The following is a 22,394-nucleotide window of genomic DNA, read 5'->3' on the forward strand; positions in this document are numbered from 1 at the left end:
ACAATGTCCGCTACACCGACCTCCCTGGACCCGAGCATCATCACTCGGGGCAGGGAGTTTTTTACGTCCATTTCCGGCGAATCTCCTTCGGTTTTCAACAAAGGCTGGTGGACCGGAAAAGTCATGGACTGGGCCATGAAAAACGAAGATTTCAAGGTCCAAATGTTCAGATTCGTTGATGTTCTTCCGTACCTCAGTACGTCGGAGTCGCTTTCCCGCCATATCGAAGAATATTTCGCGGGCGAGGATTCCAACATTCCGGACGTGCTCAAGTGGGGGGCGACCAAGACCAAGTTCGGCGGCGGCCTGGTGGCCAAGGTCCTGAACAAGACCATCCGCTCCAACATCGAGTCCATGGCCCGCCAGTTCATCATCGGCCAGGAGGCCAAGGAGGCGGTCAAGGGCATCAAGAAGCTGCGCAAGGACGGCTTCGCCTTCGTCCTCGACCTGCTCGGCGAGGCCACCGTGTCCGAAGAGGAGTCCGCCGCCTACCGCGACGGCTACCTGGAGGTCCTGGACGCCATCCATAAGGAATTGGACAAGTGGAAGCCGCTGGGCGGCGGCGAGGGCGAGCTGGACTGGGGCAACGCCCCCAAGGTCAACGTGGCGGTCAAGCCCTCGGCCTTCTACTCCCAGTCCAAGCCCGTGGACATGGAGGGTACCGTGGACGGCATGGTCCACAGCATCGAGCCGGTCTACAGGAAGGTCATGGAGATGGGTGGCTTCATGTGCATCGACATGGAGCAGCTCAAGTACAAGGAGGCCACGGTGGAGCTGTACAAGCGGCTGCGCCTCAAGTACCCGGACTATCCGCACCTGGGCATCGTCTTCCAGGCCTACCTCAAGACCGTGGACGAGGACGTCCGCCAGCTCATCGATTGGGCCCGTGAAGTGAATCTCCCCATCTCCATCCGGCTGGTCAAGGGCGCCTACTGGGACTACGAAACCGTGCTGGCCAAGCAGAACGACTGGCCCGTGCCGGTCTGGACCCACAAGCCGGAGTCCGACATGGCCCACGAGCGCGTGGCCCGCTACATCCTCGAAAACCACGATATATGCCATTTCGCCTGCGCCTCGCACAACATCCGGACCATCTCGGCGGTCATGGAGAACGCGGCCGAGCTGAAGGTGCCCGAGGACCGCTACGAGTTCCAGGTCCTCTACGGCATGGCCGAGCCCGTGCGCAAGGGCCTCAAGAACGTGGCCAAGCGCGTGCGTCTCTACTGCCCCTACGGCGATCTGTTGCCCGGCATGGCCTATCTGGTCCGCCGCCTGCTCGAAAACACGGCCAACGAGTCCTTCCTCAAGCAGACCTTCGCCGACGAGGCGGACATGGACCGGCTCCTGGAGAACCCGGAGGAGACCCTGCGCCGCCAGTTGGAGGGCAAGTGCAAGACCGAGTCCGAGGAACAGGACGTACTGCCCCGGTTCAGGAACTTCCCGCCCTCGGACTTCACCATCCCGGCCGAGCGCGAGGCCTTCCCGGCATCCATCGCCAGGCTGCGCGCCGACATGGGCAAGCAGGTCCCGCTGTACATCAACGGCCGGGACGTGACCACGGACGACACCCTGGACTCCTACAACCCGGCCAACCCGGACGAGATCATCGGCTCCGTGTGCCAGGCGGGCGTGGCCGAGGTGGACAGCGCCGTGGAGGCCGCCCGCACGGCCTACTTCTCCTGGCGCGACGTGGCCCCGGAGGAGCGCGCGCAGGTCCTGCTCAGGGCCGCCGCACACCTCAAGGCCAACGTCCACGACATGGCCGCTCTCCAGGTCCTCGAAGTGGGCAAGCAGTGGGATCAGGCCCAGGCCGACGTGGGCGAGGCCATCGACTTCCTCGAATACTACGCCCGCGAGATGATCCGCCTGGGCAAGCCGCGCCGCATGGGCCGGGCCCCCGGCGAGATGAGCCATCTCTTCTACCAGGGCAAGGGCGTGGCCGCGGTCATCGCCCCCTGGAACTTCCCCATGGCCATCTCCGTGGGCATGGTCTCCGCGGCCATCGTCTGCGGCAACCCCGTGGTCTACAAGCCCGCCGGGTCCTCTTCCTGCGTGGGCCGGGCCCTGGTGGACATGTGGAAGGCCGCCGGACTGCCCGACGGCGTGTTCAACTACTGCCCCGGACGCGGTTCGGTCATGGGCGACCACCTGGTGGACCACCCGGACGTGGCCGTCATCGCCTTCACCGGCTCCATGGAAGTGGGCCTGCGCATCCAGCAGCGCGCGGCCGTGGCCCAGCCCGGCCAGGAGCAGTGCAAGCGGGTCATCGCCGAGATGGGCGGCAAGAACGCGACCATCATCGACGACGACGCCGACCTGGACGAGGCCGTGCTCGGCGTGCTCTATTCCGCCTTCGGGTTCCAGGGCCAGAAGTGCTCGGCCTGCTCGCGGGTCATCGTCCTGGACGCCATCTACGACCGCTTTGTCGGCCGCCTGACCCAGGCCGCCAAGTCCATCAAGCTCGGCCCGTCCGAGAACCCGGCCAACTACATGGGGCCGGTGGTGGACAAGGCCGCCCAGGAGAACGTCCTGCGTTACGTCAAGATCGCCGAGGAGGAGGGCAGGGTGCTGGTCAAGCGCAACGTGTCCGACGACCTCAAGGCCACCGGCGGCTGCTACGTGCCCCTGACCATCGTGGAGAACATCACCAAGGAACACCGCATCGCCCAGGAGGAGGTCTTCGGCCCCGTGCTCGCGGTCATGCGTGCCCAGGACATGGACGAGGCCCTGGACATCGCCAATTCCACCCGGTTCGCCCTGACCGGCGCCATCTACTCCCGCAGCCCGCACAACCTGGAGCGGGCCTACAGGGAGTTCCGCGTGGGCAACCTGTACCTGAACAAGTACTCCACCGGCGCGCTGGTCGAACGCCACGCCTTCGGCGGATTCAAGATGTCCGGTGTGGGCTCCAAGTCCGGCGGCCCGGACTACCTGCTCCAGTTCATGGACCCGCGCATCGTCTGCGAAAACACCATGCGTCGAGGCTTCGCCCCCATCGAGGAGGGCGACGACTGGTTGAGCTAGGCTGGCATTGCCGAACAATAAGAAGTCCCGCCGGGTGCGCCTGGCGGGACTTTTTTTACCCACATCCCCACATCCCTCCTGAATTTTTATGCCTGCTTCGGGTGAAGGGCCGAAAGGGATGGGGCTTTTTCGCGTCGCATGGAGGGAAAACGGGCGGCGGAAGCGTAAAACAGGAGGAGGCAGGACAACTTTTTTTTATTTTTTATTGGGTCGTCGAATTCGTGCTTTCGACTTTTTCAATCATTTTGCGAGCCTCGATTGTGAAACTGAGTGCATACTCAGTTTTCCCGATTTTTTTGACATAGTAGGATGTTACTCAGTATGAGGGAAAAAACTGAGTGAACACTCGGTTCGCTTGGGAAAAAAGGATCAAGGCATGAAGAAGAAGGAATCCATCCTCAAGGTCGCCACGTTCATGTTCGCGCACAAGGGGTTTGCGGACACGTCCGGGCAGGAACTTGCCCGCCTCACCGGGGTGGCCGAGGGGACGATATTCTACCACTTCAAGACCAAAGAGGGTCTGTTGCTGGCGATCCTGGAGAAAACCAGGGACGAGATAGTCGACCAGTTCGAGCGGTTCTTCGAGAACAGGCCGTTCAAGTCCGGTCTCGAGATGACGGAGGAGGTCATCTCATTCTATCTCTATCTGGCAGGCCTGATGGAGGACAAGTTCCTTTTGCTGCACCGCCACTTTCTCTACCAGTTCTCCGAGTCCAATCCGGAGTTCAGGGGGAACCTCGAGGATATCTACAATTGCCTCGTGGACATCTTCGAGAAGGCCATCGTGGCGGGCCTGGAGGACGGTTCCATCAGCCAGGAGATCCTTCCCAGGAAATCGGCGCTCATTCTGTTCACGATGGCTGATGGTCTGGTTCGGTTCAAAAACTACAACCTGTACGATGCGGGCGCGCTGTTCAACGAGTTGATGCGGGCGTGTCGCCGGATGCTGCAGGCGTAATGCAAGGAAGAGGCTGCATGCTTTCACGAATATTTCCCTTTATCGGTTGGTTCAAGGGGTACAACATGGCGGCGCTGCGTGCCGACGCCATTGCGGGGCTGACCGTTGCCCTCGTGCTCATTCCACAGTCCATGGCCTATGCGCAGTTGGCGGGCATGCCCGCCTACTACGGCCTGTATGCGTCGTTCCTGCCGCCCCTGGTGGCCGCCCTGTTCGGTTCCAGCCGCCAGTTGGCCACCGGCCCCGTGGCCGTGGTCTCGCTGATGACCGCCGCCTCGCTTGAGCCGCTGGCCACGGCGGGCAGCGAGGGCTACATCGCCTACGCCATCCTGCTGGCACTGATGGTCGGCATGTTCCAGTTCCTGCTCGGCGTGCTCAAGCTCGGCCTGGTGGTCAATTTTCTGTCCCACCCCGTGGTCAACGGCTTTACCAACGCCGCGGCCATCATCATCGCCTCGTCCCAGTTTTCCAAGATGTTCGGCGTGTATGTCGACGGCGCCAAGCATCACTACGAGACCATCATGCGTGTGGTCGAGTCGGCCATCCACTATACCCACTGGCCCACCCTGGGCATGGGCGTGCTGGCCTTCGGCATCATGGTCGGCCTCAAGCGGATCAACCCCAAGATCCCCAACGTGCTGGTGGCCGTCGTCGTGACCACGGCCCTGTCCTGGGGGCTGGGCTTCAACCACGACACCCAGGCCCCGGCGGAGGCCATTCGCGTTCCGGCCGTACATGAGGCCATCGCCGGTTTCAACGCCACCGTGGACGCCATGGACGCATTGGCCCTGGAGCGTACCGCCCTGGCCAAGGGTCTGGAGGAGGCCAAGGCGGGCGGCGATCCCCTGGCCGTCCTGGACATCCAGCACGGCCAGAACGTCATCGGCGTCAAGATGGCCGCCCTCAAGGAAAAGGCCCACGTGCTGCGCACCGAACTCCGCGAGACCCTGCTTTCCGGCGTGGAACAGCCCGGCGGCGGCCTGCTCTTTTTCGAGCGGGGTGCGGTCCCGGAGGGCATGACCGCCGACGGCCGCACCTGGCGCATCAAGGTCGGCAACACCAAGCTCGACGCCGCCTCCCTGAAGATGATGGGCGGCGGGGCCGTGGTCGGCACCGTGCCCTCGGGCATCCCGTCCATCACCATGCCGTCCCTGGACCTCAAGGTCATGCTGCACCTCATCCCGTTCGCGGCGATCATCTCCCTGCTCGGCTTCATGGAGGCCATCTCCATCGCCAAGGCCATGGCCGCCAAGACCGGCCAGCGGCTGGACCCCAACCAGGAGCTCATCGGCCAGGGGTTGGCCAACATGCTCGGCGCCTGCGGCAAGAGCTACCCGGCCTCGGGCTCGTTCTCGCGCTCGGCGGTCAACCTGCAGGCGGGCGCGGTCAGCGGCATGTCCAGCGTGTTCACCTCGCTCATGGTCGTCATCGCGCTGCTCTTCTTCACCCCGCTGCTCTACCACCTGCCCCAGGCCGTGCTGGCCGCGGTCATCATGATGGCCGTCATCGGGCTGATCAACGCCTCGGGCTTCATCCACGCCTGGAAGGCCCAGTGGTATGACGGGGCCATCTCCATCCTGTCCTTCGTCTGCACCCTGGCGTTCGCGCCGCACCTGGACAAGGGCATCATGGTCGGCGTGGTCCTGTCGCTGCTCGTGTTCCTGTACAAGTCCATGCGCCCGCGCGTGGCCAACCTGTCCCGCACCGAGGACGAGTCCCTGCGCGACGCCACCGCCTTCGGCCTGCGTGAGTGCAAGCACATCTCTCTGGTCCGCTTCGACGGCCCGCTCTTCTTCGCCAACGCCAGCTTCCTGGAGGACCAGATCACCGAGCGGCTGATGGGCAACGACAAGCTCCGGCACATCATCATCGTGGCCAACGGCATCAACGACATGGACGCCTCGGGCGAGGAGGCCCTGTCACTCATCGTCGACCGGGTCCGCTCCCGCGGCCTGGACATCTCCCTGTGCGGCGTGAACGAGGCGGTCATGGCCGTGCTCGAACGCACCCACCTGCTGGAGAAGGTCGGCAAGGACCACGTCTACGCGACCATGGAGAACGCCATCTGCGCCACGCACGCGAGTGCCCACCGCAATGGCGAGGAAGAGAGCTGTCCCCTCACCACCGTTTGCCGCCTGGCCTAAGGCGCGAAAAGGGAGTCAATATGTCTGTCATCACCGTTTTCAACGGACTGTTTTGCGAAGCCGGCGTGGTGGTCAAGCGCGTGCTCGACGCCACGGACTGTAGACTGGTAACCGACCAGGAGATCGTGGCCGACGCCTCGCACCTGTCGGGCATGGCCGAGGACCGCATTGCCCGCGCCTTCCAGGCCAAGGCCTCGGTCTTCAACAGCTTCAGCCACGAGAAGGAGCAGGCCATCGCCTGGATGCGCCTGGCCGTGGCCGAGCGGCTGGTCAAGGACGACAACCTGGTCATCCCCGGTTTCGCCTCCCAGTTGCCCGATCCGTCCGTCGGCCACGTCCTCAAGGTCTGCCTCATCTCCGACCGCAAGGCGCGCGTGGCCGTGGCCGAGCGTGAGGAGGGCTTCGCCGAGAAGCACGCCATGAAGCTCATCCGCAAGGACGACGAGGACCGCGCCGCCTGGGTCAAGGCTCTGCGCGACGAGGACGACCCGTGGTCCGGCACCCTCTACGACCTGGTCCTGCCCGTTGCCTCCACCGGCGTGGAGCGCTCGGCGGACCTCATCGTCGAGCAGCTCGGCAACACCGCGGTCGCGGTCACGGACAAGACCCGCGCCCAGGTGCAGGACTTCCTCCTGGCCGCCAGGGTGGAGACCGTGCTCGCCAAGGAGGGCCACAGCGTCCAGGTCTCGGCCCGCAAGGGCACGGTCATCCTGACCATCAACAAGCACGTCCTCCTGCTGGACAAGCTGGAGCGCGAGCTGAAGTCCATCGTCTCCGGGGTGGAGGGCGTCATGGCCGTGGAGGCTCAGGTGGGCAAGGGGTTCCACCAGACCGACATCTACCGCAAGATGGACTTCGCCGTGCCCTCCAAGGTCCTGCTGGTGGACGACGAACGCGAATTCGTCCAGACCCTGTCCGAAAGGCTGATGATGCGTGACATGGGCTCTGCCGTGGTTTATGATGGGGAGTCCGCCCTGAACCTGGTCAGGGACGACGAGCCCGAGGTCATGATCCTCGACCTGAAGATGCCCGGCATCGACGGCATCGAGGTCCTGCGCCGCGTCAAGAACGAGCACCCGAACATCGAGGTCATCATCCTGACCGGCCACGGTTCGGAGGCGGACCGCGAGGTGTGCATGGAACTCGGCGCGTTCGCCTACCTGCACAAGCCCGTGGACATCGACGTCCTGAGCGAGACGCTCAAGGCCGCCAACGAAAAGATCAGGGCCGAAAAGTAACTCCGGGAGCCGGGTGGCGTCATGGCATCATTGCTCGAGAAGATACGACCGCAATTCTGGGATACGGACAGCGACGCGGGGGCAGGCAAGAGCCTGTTCAACTACCGCCGCATCTGGCGTTTCGCCATTATCCTGCTGGTGCTGGTGGCGCTCATCCCCCTGATGGTCATGGCCTTCATCGACTACAACGTCACCCGGCATTCCCTCGAATCCGAGAACCTCCTGCGCACGGCCAGGACGACCTCCAACACGAGGCGTTCGGTGGCCTACTTCCTGGATGAGCGGACCAAGGCCCTGGAGTTCCTGGTCCACGACCAGGGCATCGCGGCCCTGCGCAACAACGGGAACCTGGCCAAGGTGCTGGCCTCCCTGCAACAGAGCTTCGGCGGGTTCGTGGACATCGGCGTGATCGACGACCGGGGGCGGCAGATCGCCTACATCGGCCCGTACGACCTGCTCGGCCGCGACTACAGCGGCCAGGAGGGGTTCGCCACGACCATGGCCCACGGCACCTACATCAGCCGGGTCTTCCTCGGCTTCCGCGACGAGCCGCACCTGGTGGTCTCGCGCAAGGTGCGCGACAGCCGGAGCGGTGAAGACTACATCCTCCGGGCCACCCTGGACACGGACCAGTTCAACTCCATCCTGACCCAACTCGACCTGCCCGGCGGCGGCGACGCCTTCGTGGTCGACCGCGACGGCGTCATCCAGACCCCGTCCAAGGAGCACGGCTCCCTGCTGACCCGGGTGGATCTGGCCATCCCAGGCTATTCCGACACGACCCGCGTGGAACAGGTCCGGGGCCGGGACGGCGTGGAGTACACCGTGGGCTACGCCTACATCCACGACACCCCGTTCATCGTGCTCGTGGTCAAGCGCACCCGCGAGCTGATGATGCCGCTGCAGACCATCCGCATGGAGCTGCTCTGGATCCTGATCACCAGCATCGTCGTCATCCTGCTGGTCATCGTGGGCGTGGCCACCTACCTGGTCAACAAGGTCTACATCGCGGACCAGACCAGGGCGCGGACCCTGCATCGCATGGAGCACACCAACCGCATGGCCTCCATCGGGCGGCTGGCGGCGGGCGTGGCCCACGAGATCAACAATCCCCTGGCGATCATCAACGAGAAGGCCGGGCTGATCCGCGACCTGTTCGTCTACAAGCAGGAGTACGCCAACGACGAGCGGCTGCTGGGGAACATCGACTCCATCATCAATTCGGTCACCCGCTGCGGCAAGATCACCAAGCGGCTCCTCAGTTTCGCCCGGCACATAGACGTGGAGATGGACGAGATCGAATTCAAGGACCTGGCCAACGAGGTCATCGACTTCCTGCGCAAGGAGGCCGAGTACCGGTCCATCACCATCGACATGGACATCCCGGAGAAGCTCCCCCCGTTCATCTCGGACCGGGGTAAGCTGCAGCAGATATTCCTCAACCTGGTGAACAACGCCTTCCAGGCCATGAACGACGGGGGGCACCTGTCCATCACGGCTCGGGAGACGGCCTGCGACCAGTTGGTCTTCACTGTGGAGGACGACGGCTGCGGCATTCCGGAAGCGGACATCAAGCGCATCTTCGACCCGTTCTTCTCCACCAAGAAAAAGACCGGCGGCACCGGTCTGGGCCTGTCCATCACCTACGGACTGGTCCAGGAATTGGGCGGATCCATGGCCGTGGAGAGCGAGGTGGGCACGGGAACGACCTTCACCATAATCATGCCCCTCAAGGGGACCAAGCCCGAAGACAAGACGGACAAGGCATAATATGAAAGTACTGTTGGTAGACGATGAAGTGGAACTGGTTTCCGCCATGGCCGAGCGCCTCGGATTCCGGGACGTGGACGCGGACTGGACGGACAATGGCGAATCGGCCCTGGCCATGGCCGACAAGACCGCGTACGACGTGGCCGTCCTGGACATGAAGATGCCCAGGTTGAGCGGCCTGGAACTCATGGAGCGGCTGGCGGAAAAGCATCCGGACATGAAGTTCATCTTCCTGTCCGGCCACGGCTCGGAAGCGGATTTCAAGGCGGGCTGCGCTGCGGGCTGCAACTACCTGATCAAGCCCATACAGCTTGAGGACCTCGTCGCCCTGATCCGCAAGGTGGCGGCGTAACAACAAAGGAGATGCCATGAGCCGGACCCAGTGCGAGACCCGCGAGGGGCTGCGATTCTTCGGGCGCATCAGCGCATCCGTTTCCCACGAGATCAAGAACGTGTTCGCCGTGATCAACGAGGCGGCCGGTCTGATCGAGGACTTCACGCTCATGGCCGAGCGGGGAGTGCCCCTTCAGCCCGATCGGCTCAAGAGCGCGGCCAATTCCATCCAGGGCCAGATCCGGCGCGGCGACGCCATCGTCAAGAACATGAATGCGTTCGCGCATTCCACCGACGAGGACGTCCGCGAGGTGGATCTGGTCGAGGCCCTCAGGCTTGCGGCGGACCTGACCGCCCGTTTTGCCGACATGCGGCAGATCAGGCTGACCGTGGGCGAGTGCGAGCCCGTGTCCATGGTCGCGTGCCCCTTTGATCTGACGCGGCTGCTGCACTCCTCAATAGCGGCGGCCTTCGATTCCATGCAACCGGGCGACACGCTGGCCGTTAGCGTATCCCCGGATGGCGGCGGCGCATCGTTCTCCCTTTCCGTGCCCGGAAAGGATGCCCCGCTGAAGAATGACGAACCGTTCGCCGAACTGGCCCGGGCCATGAACGCCCGCGTCGAGGTGGACGAAAAGACCGGGACCAGCCAGTTGCTGCTTGCGGACAAGGGCGCTCCCGCGTAAGACAACATTCATACCAGATCGGAGAAGAGAAAATGGCAGAAAAAGTACTGCTTATCGATGATGAAGTGGAATTCCTCGAGGCCCTGTCCGAACGGATGGAGATCCGGGGCATGGATGTGACCACGGCCGAGAACGCCAATGCGGCGGTCAGCGCGATCAATTCGGGCGATTTCGACGCCATCGTGCTGGACCTGCAGATGCCGGACATGAACGGCATCGACATGCTCAAGATCATCCGGAAGACCAACCCGGACATGCAGGTCATCCTGCTCACCGGCCAGGCCACCCTGGAAGCGGGCATTCAGGCCATGAAGCTCGGCGCCATGGACTTCATGGAGAAGCCCGCGGACATCGACGCGCTGACCGACAAGATCAAGAAGGCCCAGGCCAAGAAGATGGTCATCGTGGAAAAGAAGACCGAAAAGAAGGTCAACGACATCCTCAAATCAAAGGGGTGGTAACCCCTTTTCGCCCTTGACGAAAAAAGGCTGCCGGGATCGTTCCGGCAGCCTTTTTGTTTCTTGTTTTCGGCTCGCTCAGTCCTGCAGGTGCAGGGTCATGGCGTGCCAGGCGGCGCCACCGTGGGTGGACGAGGACAGGCCGTCGTCAGTGAAGCCGAAGCGGGCGTAGAAGGGCAGGACCGGCTCCTTGCACAACAGCTTGATGGCGGATTTGCCCATGTCCCCGGCGTGCTCGATGAAGTTGGTCAGCAGCTTTCCGGCAATGCCGCGTTTCTGGTAGTCCGGGTGCACGGACAGGGAGAAGATGACCAGGTTGCGGCCCTCCGGGTCGTGCCCGATGAGCTGCTTGAATTCCTCGTCCGTGATGTCGTCCTTGTCGGTTGCGCCCGAGTTCACCTGGGCGACCACCTTCCCGTCCAATTCGGCCACCAGGAATCCCTCGGGGTAGAGCTCGATGCGGTTGCGCAGGCTGCTCGCCCAGGCCGCCTCGGCGGGCGGGAAACAGTTGACCTCGATGGTATGGCAGGCGGGCAGGTCGTCCATGTCCGCGTGGCGTATGGTCAGGGCTTTCATGATCAATCCAGCTCCACGCCCTCAAGGGCGGTTTCGAGTTCTTCCCAGGTCTCATAGGCGATTTCAAGATCGGACTCAAGGGTTTCCAGCCGCTTTTGATCGTCCGCCATTATCTCGCCGGAATTCTTGTAATAATCAGCAGAAGCCATGCGTTCCTGCAAGGCCCCGAGTTCGCTTTCCAGCCCCTCGATGCGGGCGGGCATCTTCCTGAGCTCCTCGCGCTTTTTTTCGAGTTCGAATTTTTCCTTGTAGCTCAGCTTCTTCCTGGCCGGGGCCGCCCTGTCCGGCTCGGGTTCGGGCTTGGGCTTGCACGCCTTGGCCGGGGCCGGGGCGGCAGAGGGCCGCTGCCGGAGCCAGTCGTCGTAGCCGCCCACGTACTCGGCCACCCGGCCGTTGCCCTCGAAGGCGATGGACGAGGTGACCACGTTGTTCAGGAAGTCGCGGTCGTGGCTGACCAGCAGCAGGGTGCCGGGGTAGTCCATGAGCAGTTCTTCCAGGAGATCCAGGGTCTCGGCGTCCAGGTCGTTGGTCGGTTCGTCCATGACCAGGACGTTGGACGGGCGGGTGAACAGCTTGGCCAGAAGCAGCCGGTTGCGCTCCCCGCCGGACAGCACGCTGACCGGGACCTTGGCCCTGTCCGGGGTGAACAGGAAGTCCTTGAGGTGGGACATGACGTGCCGGCGGTGGCCGTTGATGTCCACGAAGTCGTTGCCCTCGGCCACGTTGTGGCGGGCCGAGCGGGTCTCATCGAGTTGGAGACGCAACTGGTCGAAATAGTTGATTTGCAGGTTGACCCCGTGGCGTACGCTCCCGGCCTGCGGCTCGATCTCGCCGAGCAGAATCTTGAGCAGGGTTGTCTTGCCTGCGCCGTTGGGCCCGATGAGCCCGACCTTGTCCCCGCGCATGATGGTCGTCGAGAAGTCTGCAATGAGCGGCCTGTCGCCATACCCGAAGCAGAGGTCCTTGGCCTCGATGACCAGCTTGCCCGTGCGCTCCGCCTCCTGGATGACCATCTTGACCGAGCCCACGCGTTCCCGCCGGGCGTTGCGCTCCTCGCGCATCTTCCGCAAGTCCCGCACGCGGCCCATGTTCCGGGTGCGCCGGGCCTTGATGCCCTGCCTGATCCAGGTCTCCTCCTCGGCCAGCTTGCGGTCGAAGTTGTGGTTCTGCTTGGCCTCGGCGGACAGGGCCTCGTCCTTGCGTTCGAGATAGGTCTCGTAGCCGCACTCCCAACTGGTCAGCCGCCCCCGGTCCAGCTCCACGATGCGCGTGGCCAGACGGCGCAGGAAGGCGCGGTCGTGGGTGACGAAGAGCAGGGCCGCGCTCTGGCGCAGGAGAAAGTCTTCGAGCCAGGAAATGGAGTCGATGTCCAGGTGGTTGGTGGGTTCGTCCAGGATAAGCAGGTCCGGGCCGGAGACCAGGGCGCGGGCCAGGAGCACGCGGCGCTTGGTCCCGCCGGAAAGGGAGGCAAACAGGTCGTCGCCGTCGAGTTTGAGGTGCGACAGCACGGTCTCGATGGTCTGGTGGTGCGGCCAGCCTCCGGCATCCTCCAGGGCATGCTGGGCGTGCTCCAGCCGGTTCACCAGGTCCTGCCCCGGCTCCGGGGATTCCGCCAGGGCGCGGGCGGCGTCGTGGTAGGCGGCCAGGTGCTCGCCGACCTCGCCCAGCCCCTTGGCCGTGATGTCGTAGACCGTGCCCTCCAGGGCCTGGGGGACCTCCTGGGGGAGCATGGCCACGCGGCAGCCGCGCTGGTAGTCCACGGCCCCGGTGTCCGGCGGGGTCACGCCCTCGATGATGGACAGCAGGGTGGACTTGCCTTCGCCGTTGCGGCCGAGCAGGCAGACGCGCTCGCCCGGCTCGATCTGCATGGACACCTTGTCCAGCAGCACCGTGCCGGTGAAATTGATGGATATGTCTCGTAAACTGACCAGGGCCATGGCGTTGCTCAAAGAAAAGGGGCTGCGGACAGCCCCGTTGATGCGTGTTTGCGTTTACCTGCAGGCGTCCTGAAACGCCTTGTACCGTTCGCCGTAGGGCGGATACTTGAAGAATGCCGAACCGGACACGAGCACATCCACGCCCGCTCCGGTCAGTTCGCGCGCGTTGTCCAGGGTCACGCCGCCGTCGATCTGGATCAGCGTGTCGGCCCCGGCCGCCTCGATCATGGACTTGAGATCGCGGACCTTGTCCAGGCAGAAGGGGATGAACTTCTGGCCGCCGAAACCCGGATTCACGGACATGACCAGGACCATGTACAACTGCGGCAGGAGATAGCGGATGGCCTCGGGCGGGGTGTGCGGGTTCAGCGCCACGGCGGGCTTGGCTCCGGTTTCGGCGATCTGGGCGCAGACCCGCTCCAGGTGCGTGCACGCCTCGGCGTGGACGCAGATCAGATCGGCTCCGGCGTCGGCGAAGGCTTCGATGTACCGGCCCGGATCGTCGATCATCAGGTGGCAGTCGAAGAAAAGCTTGGACTTGGCGCGCATGGCCTTGATGATCGGCGGCCCGAAGGTGATATTGGGCACGAACATGCCGTCCATGACGTCCAGGTGGACCCAGTCGAGGCCCGCGGCTTCCAGGGCCTTCAGCTCGGCTTCCATGTTGGCGAAGTCCGAGGAAAGCATGGAGGGGGAAAGAATCATTCGCGTCGCTCCGCTTGATGTTTTTGCTGGCACAGGTGTACCCGCTCGCGGGGGGGACCGCAAGCCTTTCGAGCCTCGCGGCCGTGGAGCGCCGAAGATTATCATTTTGTGAGCGCATGAAGCGCGGTATGGATACCCCCATGGGTTTTCACAAGGTCAAATATGTCCTCCTGCCCCTACTTTTTTGGAGTTTTTTGGGGTTGGTGACGGCCGGGTCGGTCCGGGCCGACAATATCCGGTTTTATGTGGACGCGCTGCCCCCTTACGCCGTGCTGCACGAAGACGGACCGCCCACCGGGTTCGCCGTGGCCTTGATGGAGCAGTTGATGCGCGCATCCGGCGAACACTTCGAGGCGTCGGACGTTTCGGTCATGACCTGGGCGCGCGCCGTGCACCACGTTGAAGTCGTTCCCCAAGCCGCCTTGCTCGTCCTGACCAAGCTGCCCGAGCGGGCCGACCGCTACAAGTGGGTGGGGCCGCTGGATCTGTTGCCCGTCGGGGTCATCGCCCGCAAGGACTCCGGGATCGTCGTCGATCGGCTGGAGGACCTGCTCAAGTACCGCGTGGGCATGGTCCGCAACACGGCTCCCTACCGCGTCCTCGTCCGCGACCTGCCCGAGATCGGGCCCAACCTGGTCATGCTCAGCGGTATCCCCGCCCTGCTCAGGATGCTCCGCGAAAAACGGGTGGACGTGATCATCCAGGCGGACATGGCGGCGAAAGAGCTGATGGACGGGGAAGGGATGAATGCGGACGACTATTCCACCATTTTCCATTTCGCCCCGTTGGCCGTCTATTTCGGGTTCAACAAGAGCACGGACGACGGCTTGATCCATCGGCTCCAGTCGGTCCTGGATCGGTTCAAGGAGCCGGATTCGTCGGGGATCAATCCGTACAGCCGGATGCGGGAAGCGTATTTCGGCAGGCCCGCGCCCGGCGTCGAAGAGAAGAAAGCTGAGTGAGGCCGGAGCCCGGTCAGGGCTGGTCCTGGACCAGCCGTTCAGCGGTGAAGCCGAGCAGCCCGCCGAGGACCAGGGCGATGCCGAGAACCTGGAGCACACCCAAGGCACTGCCCGGATGGAGCAGGATGCCCAGGGGCAGGGAGGTCAGCACCGCGATGAGCATGCCCGTGGCCCAACTCTCCAGCGGCATGCGCGCGTAGGCGATGACGATGCTCAGACCCAGCCAGTAGAGCAGGGTGGCCACCACGGGCTGCCAGTCGGTCGACAGGAAGGCCATGGGAATGGCGTTCAGGATGCCGGCGGCCAGCCCGAGCAACAGGATCTTGAACAACTTGGGCATGATTTTTCCATCCCCCTATTTGTCCATCTTGAAGTCGACCTTGATCTTGAACAGCTTGTCCGCCGGAAGGTTGAGCACCTTGATGCCCGTGGCTTCGGTGATGGAAGCGAGAATTTCTTCCACCGCGTCCATGTCCGGGGCGATGAGCGCGAACCAGACGTTGAACTCGTTCTCGCGCAGGTAGTTGTGGGTCACCCCGTCGTGCTTGTTCACCTCGGCCACGAATGCGTCGAGCTTGTCCTCGGGAACACTGGCCGCGCACAGGGTGGACTGCCAGCCCAGCGTGTTGGAGTTGAAATTCGCGCCCATGCGCCGGATCAGGCCGGACGCCTTCATGGCCCGCACCCGCTCAAGCACCTCGGCCTCGGTCAAACCCACCTGCCTGCCGACCTCCTCGTAAGGACGCGAAGCGAGCGGGAAATGGGACTGGATGATGTCGAGTATCTGCTTGTCGTAATTGTCCATGGGGGGATGCCTCCGGCGGCCAGAGGGAAAACTTTTGAAAAAGTTTTCCCTCTGGACTCCCTTTCAAAACTTTTTATCGCGCCTTCGGCGGGTGCGTCCGGTCGCGGTCGATTCTCTTTCAAAAAACGGTTTCAGGTCAAGCGGTCAGACCTGACGTCCCATCCCGCCCTCCGCGAAGCGGCACAAAAAGTTTAGGAAAAGGGAAGGATGGGGTCCGGGGAAGGGAGGGAAGAACCCTTTTCAAAGGGGTTTCCTCCCTTCCCCGGCCACTGGAGGCTATGCCTTCGGCTTTTTCTTCGGGGTGTAGGAGCACAAAGGCTCTTCCTTGAGATAGTGTCCGTTCATAGTCTGGGCTCGGGCGCGGCAGCCGCCGCAGACCTTTTCGTATTCGCAGTGGCCGCATTTGCCGTCGTAGGCTTCGGGGTTTCGCAGGTTGAGGAACTGCTGGGAGTTCTTCCAGATCTCCGGGAAGGGGATGTCGCGGACGTTGCCGCAGTCCAGTTCCAGGTAGCCGCACGGCTGTACCTGGCCCCGGTGCGAGATGAAGCAGAACCCGATACCGCCGAGGCAGCCGCGCGAAACCGCGTCCAGTCCGAAGTTCTCGAAGTTGACCGGTACGCCCTCTTCCTTGGCACGCTGGCGCAGGATGCGGTGGTAGTGGGGCGCACAGGTGGCCTTGAGCTGCATGCTGGTGGTCTTGCGGAAATCGTAGAACCAGTTGAGCACGTCTTCGTATTCCTCGGCGGTGATGACTTCGGCCCCGAGCTCCACGGCCCGGCCCGTGGGCACGAGCAGGAAGATGTGCCAGGCGGACGCGCCGATCTTTTCGCAGAGATTGAAGATGTCCTTGAAGAGGTGGAGGTTGTTCTTGGTCACCGTGGTGTTGATCTGGAACTCGATACCCACGTCCTTCAAGTACTGGATGCCGCGCATGGAAGCGTCGAAGGCCCCGACCTCGCCGCGGAACTCGTCGTGCTGGGCGGCCTCGGGCGCGTCGATGGAGATGGAGCAACGTTCGATGCCCGCGTCCTTCATCTTTTGGGCGGTCTCCGGGGTGATCAGCGTGCCGTTGGGGGCCATGACGCAGCGCATGCCCTTGCCCTTGGCGTAGGCTATCAGCTCGTAGACGTCGTGGCGCATCATGGGCTCGCCGCCGGTGAAGATGATGATCGGGGAGCCCACGTCCGGGAAGGTGTCGATGAGCGCCTTGGCCTCTTCGGTGGACAGCTCGCCCTCGTAGGGTTCGGGGTGTGCCTCGGCCCGGCAGTGCTTGCAGGCCAGGTTGCAGGACCGGGTCACTTCCCAGGCGATGAGCCGGCAGATGGGGGTGACGCCGTCGTCGAGAAACTTTTTGGGCGCGTGTTCCGCGCCGGGGTGCATCTTGCCGTGGGGATGCCCGCCGGGGTGCCCGCCGGGATGACCTTCGGGCGGACAGCCGGTCATGGAGCCGGGATGGCCTTTGGGGTGTTCGCTCATGTTATTTCAATACCTTGAGTACGTCTTCGGTGAAGTAGGACAGGATCAGGTCCGCGCCCGCGCGCTTGAAACCGACCAGGGATTCCATGACGATGGATTGTTCGTCGACCCAGCCGTTCAGGGCCGCGGCCTTGATCATGGCGTATTCCCCGCTGACCTGGTAGACGGCCACCGGGGTGTCGAAATTGTCGCGGACCAGCCGGACGATGTCCAGGTAGGGCTGGCCGGGCTTGACCATGAGCATGTCCGCGCCTTCCTCCAGGTCGGCGGCAGCCTCGCGCATGGCCTCGCGCACGTTGGGCGGGTCCATCTGGTAGGTCTTGCGGTCGCCGAACTTGGGCGCGCCCTCGGCGGCCTCGCGGAACGGGCCGTAGAAGGAGGAGGCGTACTTGACCGCGTAGGACATGATCGGGACGTTGATGAAGCCTTCCTCGTCCAGGGCGGCGCGGATGGCGGCCACGCGGCCGTCCATCATGTCGGACGGGGCGATGATGTCGGCCCCGGCCCTGGCCTGTGACACGGCGGTCCGGGCCAGCAGGTTCAAGGTGGGATCGTTCTGGACGTATTGGTTTTTGACCACGCCGCAGTGGCCGTGGGAGGTGTACTCGCACAGGCAGGTGTCGGCCAGGATGATCAGTTCGGGCCAGTGCGCCTTGAGCATGCGCGTGGCCTTTTGGATGATGCCGTTGTCGTCGTAGGCCCCGGAGCCGAGTTCGTCCTTGGTCTTGGGGATGCCGAAGAGCATCAGAGCCTTGAGCCCGTTGTTCACGGCCTCGGCCACCTTGATCTCCAACTGCTTGAGGGAGAGCTGGAACTGGCCGGGCATGGACGGGATTTCCTTCTTGAAATTTTCGTCGTCGGTGTCGATCACGAAATAGAGCATGACCAGGTCGTTGGCCGTAACCTGGTTCTCGCGCACCAGTTCGCGCATGGCCGGGGAGGTCCGCAGCCTGCGTCCGCGATAGAAATCCGTGGGTATCATATTTCCGCTCCAGGAAAGAGATTCAGTTTGACTACTTCTATACCTGTCCGCGCCCATCCCGCAAGTCGGTGCGGCGCGTTGCGCACGAACGGGAATCGTGGAAGGTCTGGAAAAAGGCCGGGGGAACCCGCTGTTCGGATTCCCCCGGCCTGGAATGGTCTGTTTACAGCTTCTCGCCGGTGATCTCTTCGTCGGTGAGGTAGCAGGCGGGGTCCTGGGCCCAGAAGTCGCCGTAGTAGGCCTCGGCGCGGGCGCGGAAGTTGCCGCCGCAGATGTTCAGGAACCGGCAGCCGGCGCAACGGCCGCCCACGTGCGGGCGCTTGTCCTTGAGCTTGTGGAGCAGTTCGATGTTCTCGTCGATCCAGATCTCGGAGAAGGGGCGCTCCAGGACGTTGCCGAAGGTGTGGTGGCGCATGAACTGGTCGGCGTGGACCTTGCCGTCCCAGGAGATGCAGCCGATGCCGCGGCCGGAGGAGTTGCCCTCGTTCCACTTGAGCAGTTCGAGCACTTCCTTGGCGCGTTCGGGGTCTTCCTTGAGCAGTCGGTAGTAGACCAGGGGGCCGTCGGCGTGGTTGTCCACGGTCAGGACCTCCTTGGGGAGGCCCTTGTCGAACAGGGCGCGGGTGCGGTCCATGATCAGGTTGACCACGTCGCGGGTCTCCTGGTGGTTCAGGTCCTCGTTGATCAGTTCGGAACCCCGGCCGGAGTAGACCAGGTGGTAGAAACAGATGCGCGGGATATCCATCTGCTCGATGAGGTCGAACAGGTGGGGGATCTCCACGGCGTTGCGCTTGTTGATGGTGAAGCGCAGGCCGACCTTGAGACCCTCGGCCTTGCAGTTCTCGACGCCCTGGAGGGCCTTCTTGTAGGCGCCTTTGACGCCCCGGAACTTGTCGTGGACCTCCTCGTTGCCGTCGATGGAGATGCCCACGTAGGACAGGCCGACTTCCTTGAGTTCGCGGGCCTTGGACTTGGTGATCAGCGTGCCGTTGGTGGAGATGACCGCGCGCATCCCCTGGGCGGTGGCGTACTTGGCCAGGTCCACCAGGTCCTCGCGGACCAGGGGCTCGCCGCCGGAGAAGAGCAGGACCGGGGCACCGAACTGGGCCAGGTCGTCGATCATCTCCTTAGCCTTTTCGGTGGAGATGGGGTCCTTGTGCCCGCTCGGGTCAATGGCCTGGGCGTAACAGTGCACGCATTTGAGGTTGCACCGCTGGGTCATGTTCCAGACCACCACCGGCTTCTTATCTTTGGAAAATTGGAGCAGATGGGACGGCAGCTGCCCGGATTCGCGGTTGTAACGCAAGGCGTCGGAAGCTTCCACGGCGCCGCAATACAATTTGGAAATGCCTATCATTAATATACCTCTCAGGTGAAATGAAGGTCTCTCAGGTAGCACACAAAATGCGCGGTGTAAAAGACGAAAAAAGAGGCCAGGAATGGCCTCCGTCGCGTCCCCGAATGCGAAGATAAGAATTATTCTCGAAAAGTCAAGGCGTCATTGCGTGGCCTGATCCGCCAGCCGGATTTCAACCCGGCGGTTTCGCTGCTGATCCGCCGGAGTGGTCCCGTTTGTCAGGGGGCGTGATTTTCCGAAGCCCACCGCCTCGATGAGGTCCGGATCGATGTGCCACTTGTCCACCAGGTACGCCTTGACCGCGTCGGCCCGCTTCTTGGACAGGGCGAGGTTGTAGAAGGCATTGCCCGAGGCGTCGGTGTGGCCGCCGACCACGATGGAGCGGCCCTTGAACTCGGGCGAGTTCAGGGTCTCGCCCAGGGCGTCGAGCACGGCGTGGGACTCGGGCTTGATGGTCGCCTTGTCGAAGTCGAACTGGATGTTCAGGTCCACGCCCGAGATGTTGGGCCGGGGCGTTTCGTCCCCGGCGGCTCCGTCCTGAGCGCCGCCCTGTGCAGGCGCCCCGGAGGACACGCCCGGCGCCGGGGAGGTCTCGGGCGGGAGGTCCGAGCCCTGTACGCCCACGGCGGGGCCGGCCGCGAGCCCGGTCTTCACCGCCTCGGGGGTGGAGGCGTAGGGGTAGCGCACATTCGGGTCGGGCAGCCAGGCCTTGAGCGGGACGGCCATGTCCTTGGCGATGGCCCGGATCATCTGGTTGAACGGGCTGTGCGACATGCGCGTCTCGTGGACCACGACCACGTAGTCGTCCGGGTCGCGCTGTTCGATGCGCGAGGACTGGAGCATGGTCCACAGCAGGGTGCCGCTGCCCGCGGCGTAGACGTCCACCTGGATGGTCACGGCCGAGTCGTCCAGGGTGGTGCCGTCATAAAAGTAGGGCACCTTGCCGAGGACCAGCAGGTCAGCGCCGCGTCTTCTGGCCGATTCCAGGGCCGAGGAATACCCCTGATACCCGTAGCCGGGGGCCAGCTCCATGGTCGAGAACAGCCGCTCTTCGGTCCAGACGTTGAAGAAAATCTGCGTGAACGAGGCGGACAGGGCCGTGTGGTCAGAGTTTTCCTGCTGGATGATGAAGGGGTGGAAGTAGGCGGTCAGGGGCGTGTACTGCTTGCCCTTGGGGTGGACCGAGACCTGGAGCGCCGATTTCCTGACGGGGGCGTCCGTGTAGACCTTGGTCTGGTCGGTCAGGGAGAAGCTCACGTGGGAACACGCGGCCATGGTCAGCAACAGGCTGAAAAGTAGAGCTTTTTTCATGTCGTTCACCGGCTGAGGGTTGAAGCCGCCCGGAACCTTCCGCCGGGTTTGCGACGGGGCCGGAATCCTAGGCGGAATCAAAGCAATATGTATGCCGGTAAATCTACTGGAGGGTCTGGGTGGGCGAGGGCGCGGACTCGATGGATTCCAGGAGCTGCTCGCGCGACTCCTGGAGCCCCTGTCTGAGGAGCAGCTTCTTGCCGGTGGAGAGCTTCCGGAACTCGGGCCGGTCGGCCAGCTCCGAAAGCCGCTCCATCTCGACGATCACGCTGCGGATGAGCTTGTGGATGTCCCGCTCCCTCGGGTTGAGCTGGGAGGCGAGCAGGGCCAGGTCGCGGATCTCCATGGCCATCCGCTTGAAGGCGCGCGGATCGGTCTGGCGCGCCAGCTTGCGGTGGGCCTTGAAGGTCTCGATCTTGTGCTTGAACCATCCGAACATGAGCCCTCCTTACACGGTCGGCACCTGGCTCCGCATCATGAGCATGGCCAGGATCATGCCCAGCAGCAGGGGGAGCAGGAGTACGGGGATGACCTTGGTGTAGCTCGTCTTGTGGATGTATTTCAGGCCGATGGCGGTCAGGATCAGGCCCCATATGGCGTACAGGAACATCCAGGCCGCCATGAATTCCACGGTGAACATGGGGATGATCCCGGTCATCATGGGCGCGTAGGCGTAGGCCACGGCCCGGAACGACCCCTCGAACCCTTTGCCGCCCGCCTTGAGCACGCTGAGAATGGCGTGGTAGAACCCGGCGATGACGAACAGGGTCAGGGCCACGAAGGCCGGGGTGAGCAGCAGCTCGAACAGGCCGTTGGTGGCGTCGTAGGGCACGGCCTGAAATCCCTGGGCCGTGACGTTTACGCCGGGGGTCAGCCCGGCCACGCCCCAGGCGTACTGGACCACGGTCTGGATCAGCGAGATCAGGATGGCGAAGGTCAGGGGCTTGGACAGCCCGTTGCCCACGGGCATGACCGAGAAGAACAGGCGCGGCGAGAGCAGGACCAGCTTCAGGGTCAGGAACAGGCCGTGGAAGAAGCCGTAGCGGTCCAGTTGCTCAAAGGGCGGCGGCACCTGCATGGGGGCCTCCTGGTCCTCCTCGTCGTCCGCGAAATCGGTCTGCATGGGGTCGGGGAAATCCTCGTTGAATTCTCCGGTCCAGCCGGGCACGGGCTCCTGGTCCCGCGGGGGGGCCTGCCGCTCGTCCCCGGCGGCGCCGTATCGCTCGCCGTACGGCTCGTCATCGGGCTCGTCCCGCACCGTACGCGGCTTGTCGGGCGGGGTCATGGTGTGCAGCCGCTGCCACAGTCCGTCGCCGTTGTCCTCGTCCTCGGGCAGGCCGGGGAAGGCCTTGTCCTCGGTGTCTTCCCCTTTTTCGGGACGGGACGGGCCGGGAGTGCGCAGTCCGCTTCCAATTACGGGTGGGGCTTTGTGCTTGATCCGGGGCTCGGCGGTCCTGCGCGCCGCCGGTTCGGGGTCGGGCTCGGGCCGGGCGGCCGGTTCCGGGGACTCGGGCGATTCGGGCTCCTCGATGAGGAATTCCTCCTCGGGCAGGTCGCGGAACTTGAACTTGGTCTGGCATTTGGGGCAGGTCGCCACCTGGGAGCGGGCGGGTATCTTGCTCTCGTCCACCTCGCGGGTGAATCTGCATTCGGGGCATATTATCTGCATTGT

At 63.6% G+C, this 22,394-nt stretch carries 20 protein-coding genes; 9 read left to right on the forward strand and 11 right to left on the reverse strand.

Translation table 11 applies throughout. The features are described from left to right. Positions 1-3: 3 nt before the first annotated feature. The 8 genes from V8V93_RS09260 (at position 4) to V8V93_RS09295 (ending at position 10,614) form a co-directional block, all read left to right on the forward strand. A complete protein-coding gene (locus tag V8V93_RS09260) occupies positions 4-3,024 on the forward strand; it encodes a proline dehydrogenase family protein (protein ID WP_338670055.1) in 3,021 nt (1,006 codons plus the stop codon). 376 nt (positions 3,025-3,400) lie between these two features. Next, on the forward strand, positions 3,401-3,982 hold the full coding sequence (locus V8V93_RS09265; RefSeq protein WP_338670056.1) for a TetR/AcrR family transcriptional regulator: 582 nt from the start codon (positions 3,401-3,403) through the stop codon (positions 3,980-3,982). 17 nt (positions 3,983-3,999) lie between these two features. After that, complete coding sequence (locus V8V93_RS09270; RefSeq protein WP_338670057.1) at positions 4,000-6,126, forward strand: SulP family inorganic anion transporter; 2,127 nt, start codon at positions 4,000-4,002, stop codon at positions 6,124-6,126. Positions 6,127-6,146: 20 nt separating this feature from the next. After that, positions 6,147-7,364: a response regulator gene (locus V8V93_RS09275; RefSeq protein ID WP_338670058.1), complete on the forward strand. Its 1,218-nt coding sequence runs from the start codon at positions 6,147-6,149 to the stop codon at positions 7,362-7,364. A gap of 21 nt (positions 7,365-7,385) precedes the next feature. Then, positions 7,386-9,134, forward strand: a complete 1,749-nt coding sequence (locus V8V93_RS09280; protein WP_338670059.1) for a sensor histidine kinase — start codon at positions 7,386-7,388, stop codon at positions 9,132-9,134. Position 9,135: 1 nt separating this feature from the next. Further along, positions 9,136-9,486 carry a response regulator gene (locus V8V93_RS09285; protein ID WP_338670060.1) on the forward strand — a complete coding sequence of 117 codons (351 nt, stop codon included), beginning with the start codon at positions 9,136-9,138 and terminating at the stop codon, positions 9,484-9,486. A 16-nt stretch (positions 9,487-9,502) separates the two neighbouring features. Then, positions 9,503-10,153, forward strand: coding sequence for a sensor histidine kinase (locus tag V8V93_RS09290; protein WP_338670061.1), 651 nt, complete (start codon positions 9,503-9,505; stop codon positions 10,151-10,153). A 32-nt stretch (positions 10,154-10,185) separates the two neighbouring features. After that, the gene (locus V8V93_RS09295; protein WP_338670062.1) at positions 10,186-10,614 is read left to right on the forward strand and encodes a response regulator; all 429 of its coding nucleotides are present in this window, start codon (positions 10,186-10,188) and stop codon (positions 10,612-10,614) included. A 75-nt stretch (positions 10,615-10,689) separates the two neighbouring features. Here the strand turns inward: V8V93_RS09295 and V8V93_RS09300 are convergent, their stop codons facing one another. Genes V8V93_RS09300 through rpe form a run of 3 tightly spaced genes read right to left on the reverse strand, consistent with a single transcriptional unit; the run spans position 10,690 to position 13,829 of the window. Continuing rightward, complete coding sequence (locus V8V93_RS09300) at positions 10,690-11,187, reverse strand: GNAT family N-acetyltransferase (protein ID WP_338670063.1); 498 nt, start codon at positions 11,185-11,187, stop codon at positions 10,690-10,692. A gap of 2 nt (positions 11,188-11,189) precedes the next feature. Further along, on the reverse strand, positions 11,190-13,124 hold the full coding sequence (locus tag V8V93_RS09305) for an ATP-binding cassette domain-containing protein (protein WP_338670064.1): 1,935 nt from the start codon (positions 13,122-13,124) through the stop codon (positions 11,190-11,192). Positions 13,125-13,178: 54 nt separating this feature from the next. After that, on the reverse strand, positions 13,179-13,829 hold the full coding sequence (gene rpe, locus V8V93_RS09310) for a ribulose-phosphate 3-epimerase (RefSeq protein WP_338670065.1): 651 nt from the start codon (positions 13,827-13,829) through the stop codon (positions 13,179-13,181). 140 nt (positions 13,830-13,969) lie between these two features. Between rpe and V8V93_RS09315 the strand changes: the two genes are divergently transcribed. Further along, positions 13,970-14,791: a substrate-binding periplasmic protein gene (locus V8V93_RS09315; protein ID WP_338670066.1), complete on the forward strand. Its 822-nt coding sequence runs from the start codon at positions 13,970-13,972 to the stop codon at positions 14,789-14,791. Between the two features lie 13 nt (positions 14,792-14,804). Here V8V93_RS09315 and V8V93_RS09320 read toward each other — a convergent pair whose 3' ends face one another. From V8V93_RS09320 to V8V93_RS09355, 8 genes are all read right to left on the reverse strand, one after another. Further along, on the reverse strand, positions 14,805-15,131 hold the full coding sequence (locus V8V93_RS09320; protein ID WP_338670067.1) for a hypothetical protein: 327 nt from the start codon (positions 15,129-15,131) through the stop codon (positions 14,805-14,807). A gap of 15 nt (positions 15,132-15,146) precedes the next feature. Then, a complete protein-coding gene (locus tag V8V93_RS09325; RefSeq protein WP_338670068.1) occupies positions 15,147-15,596 on the reverse strand; it encodes an AsnC family transcriptional regulator in 450 nt (149 codons plus the stop codon). Between the two features lie 276 nt (positions 15,597-15,872). After that, complete coding sequence (ahbD, locus tag V8V93_RS09330) at positions 15,873-17,072, reverse strand: heme b synthase (protein ID WP_338670069.1); 1,200 nt, start codon at positions 17,070-17,072, stop codon at positions 15,873-15,875. 1 nt (position 17,073) lies between these two features. Beyond that, the gene (gene hemB / locus V8V93_RS09335) at positions 17,074-18,054 is read right to left on the reverse strand and encodes a porphobilinogen synthase (protein WP_338670070.1); all 981 of its coding nucleotides are present in this window, start codon (positions 18,052-18,054) and stop codon (positions 17,074-17,076) included. A gap of 163 nt (positions 18,055-18,217) precedes the next feature. Continuing rightward, positions 18,218-19,411: a 12,18-didecarboxysiroheme deacetylase gene (gene ahbC, locus V8V93_RS09340; protein WP_338670071.1), complete on the reverse strand. Its 1,194-nt coding sequence runs from the start codon at positions 19,409-19,411 to the stop codon at positions 18,218-18,220. A 141-nt stretch (positions 19,412-19,552) separates the two neighbouring features. Beyond that, positions 19,553-20,722, reverse strand: a complete 1,170-nt coding sequence (locus tag V8V93_RS09345) for an OmpA family protein (protein WP_338670072.1) — start codon at positions 20,720-20,722, stop codon at positions 19,553-19,555. A 103-nt stretch (positions 20,723-20,825) separates the two neighbouring features. After that, positions 20,826-21,161: a hypothetical protein gene (locus V8V93_RS09350; protein WP_338670073.1), complete on the reverse strand. Its 336-nt coding sequence runs from the start codon at positions 21,159-21,161 to the stop codon at positions 20,826-20,828. A 9-nt stretch (positions 21,162-21,170) separates the two neighbouring features. Further along, positions 21,171-22,391 (reverse strand): YIP1 family protein, encoded by a 1,221-nt coding sequence (locus tag V8V93_RS09355; protein ID WP_338670074.1) that lies wholly within the window; start codon positions 22,389-22,391, stop codon positions 21,171-21,173. Between the last annotated feature and the right edge of the window lie 3 nt (positions 22,392-22,394).

It is taken from the genome of Pseudodesulfovibrio sp. 5S69 (assembly GCF_037094465.1).
Lineage (GTDB): Bacteria > Desulfobacterota > Desulfovibrionia > Desulfovibrionales > Desulfovibrionaceae > Pseudodesulfovibrio > Pseudodesulfovibrio methanolicus.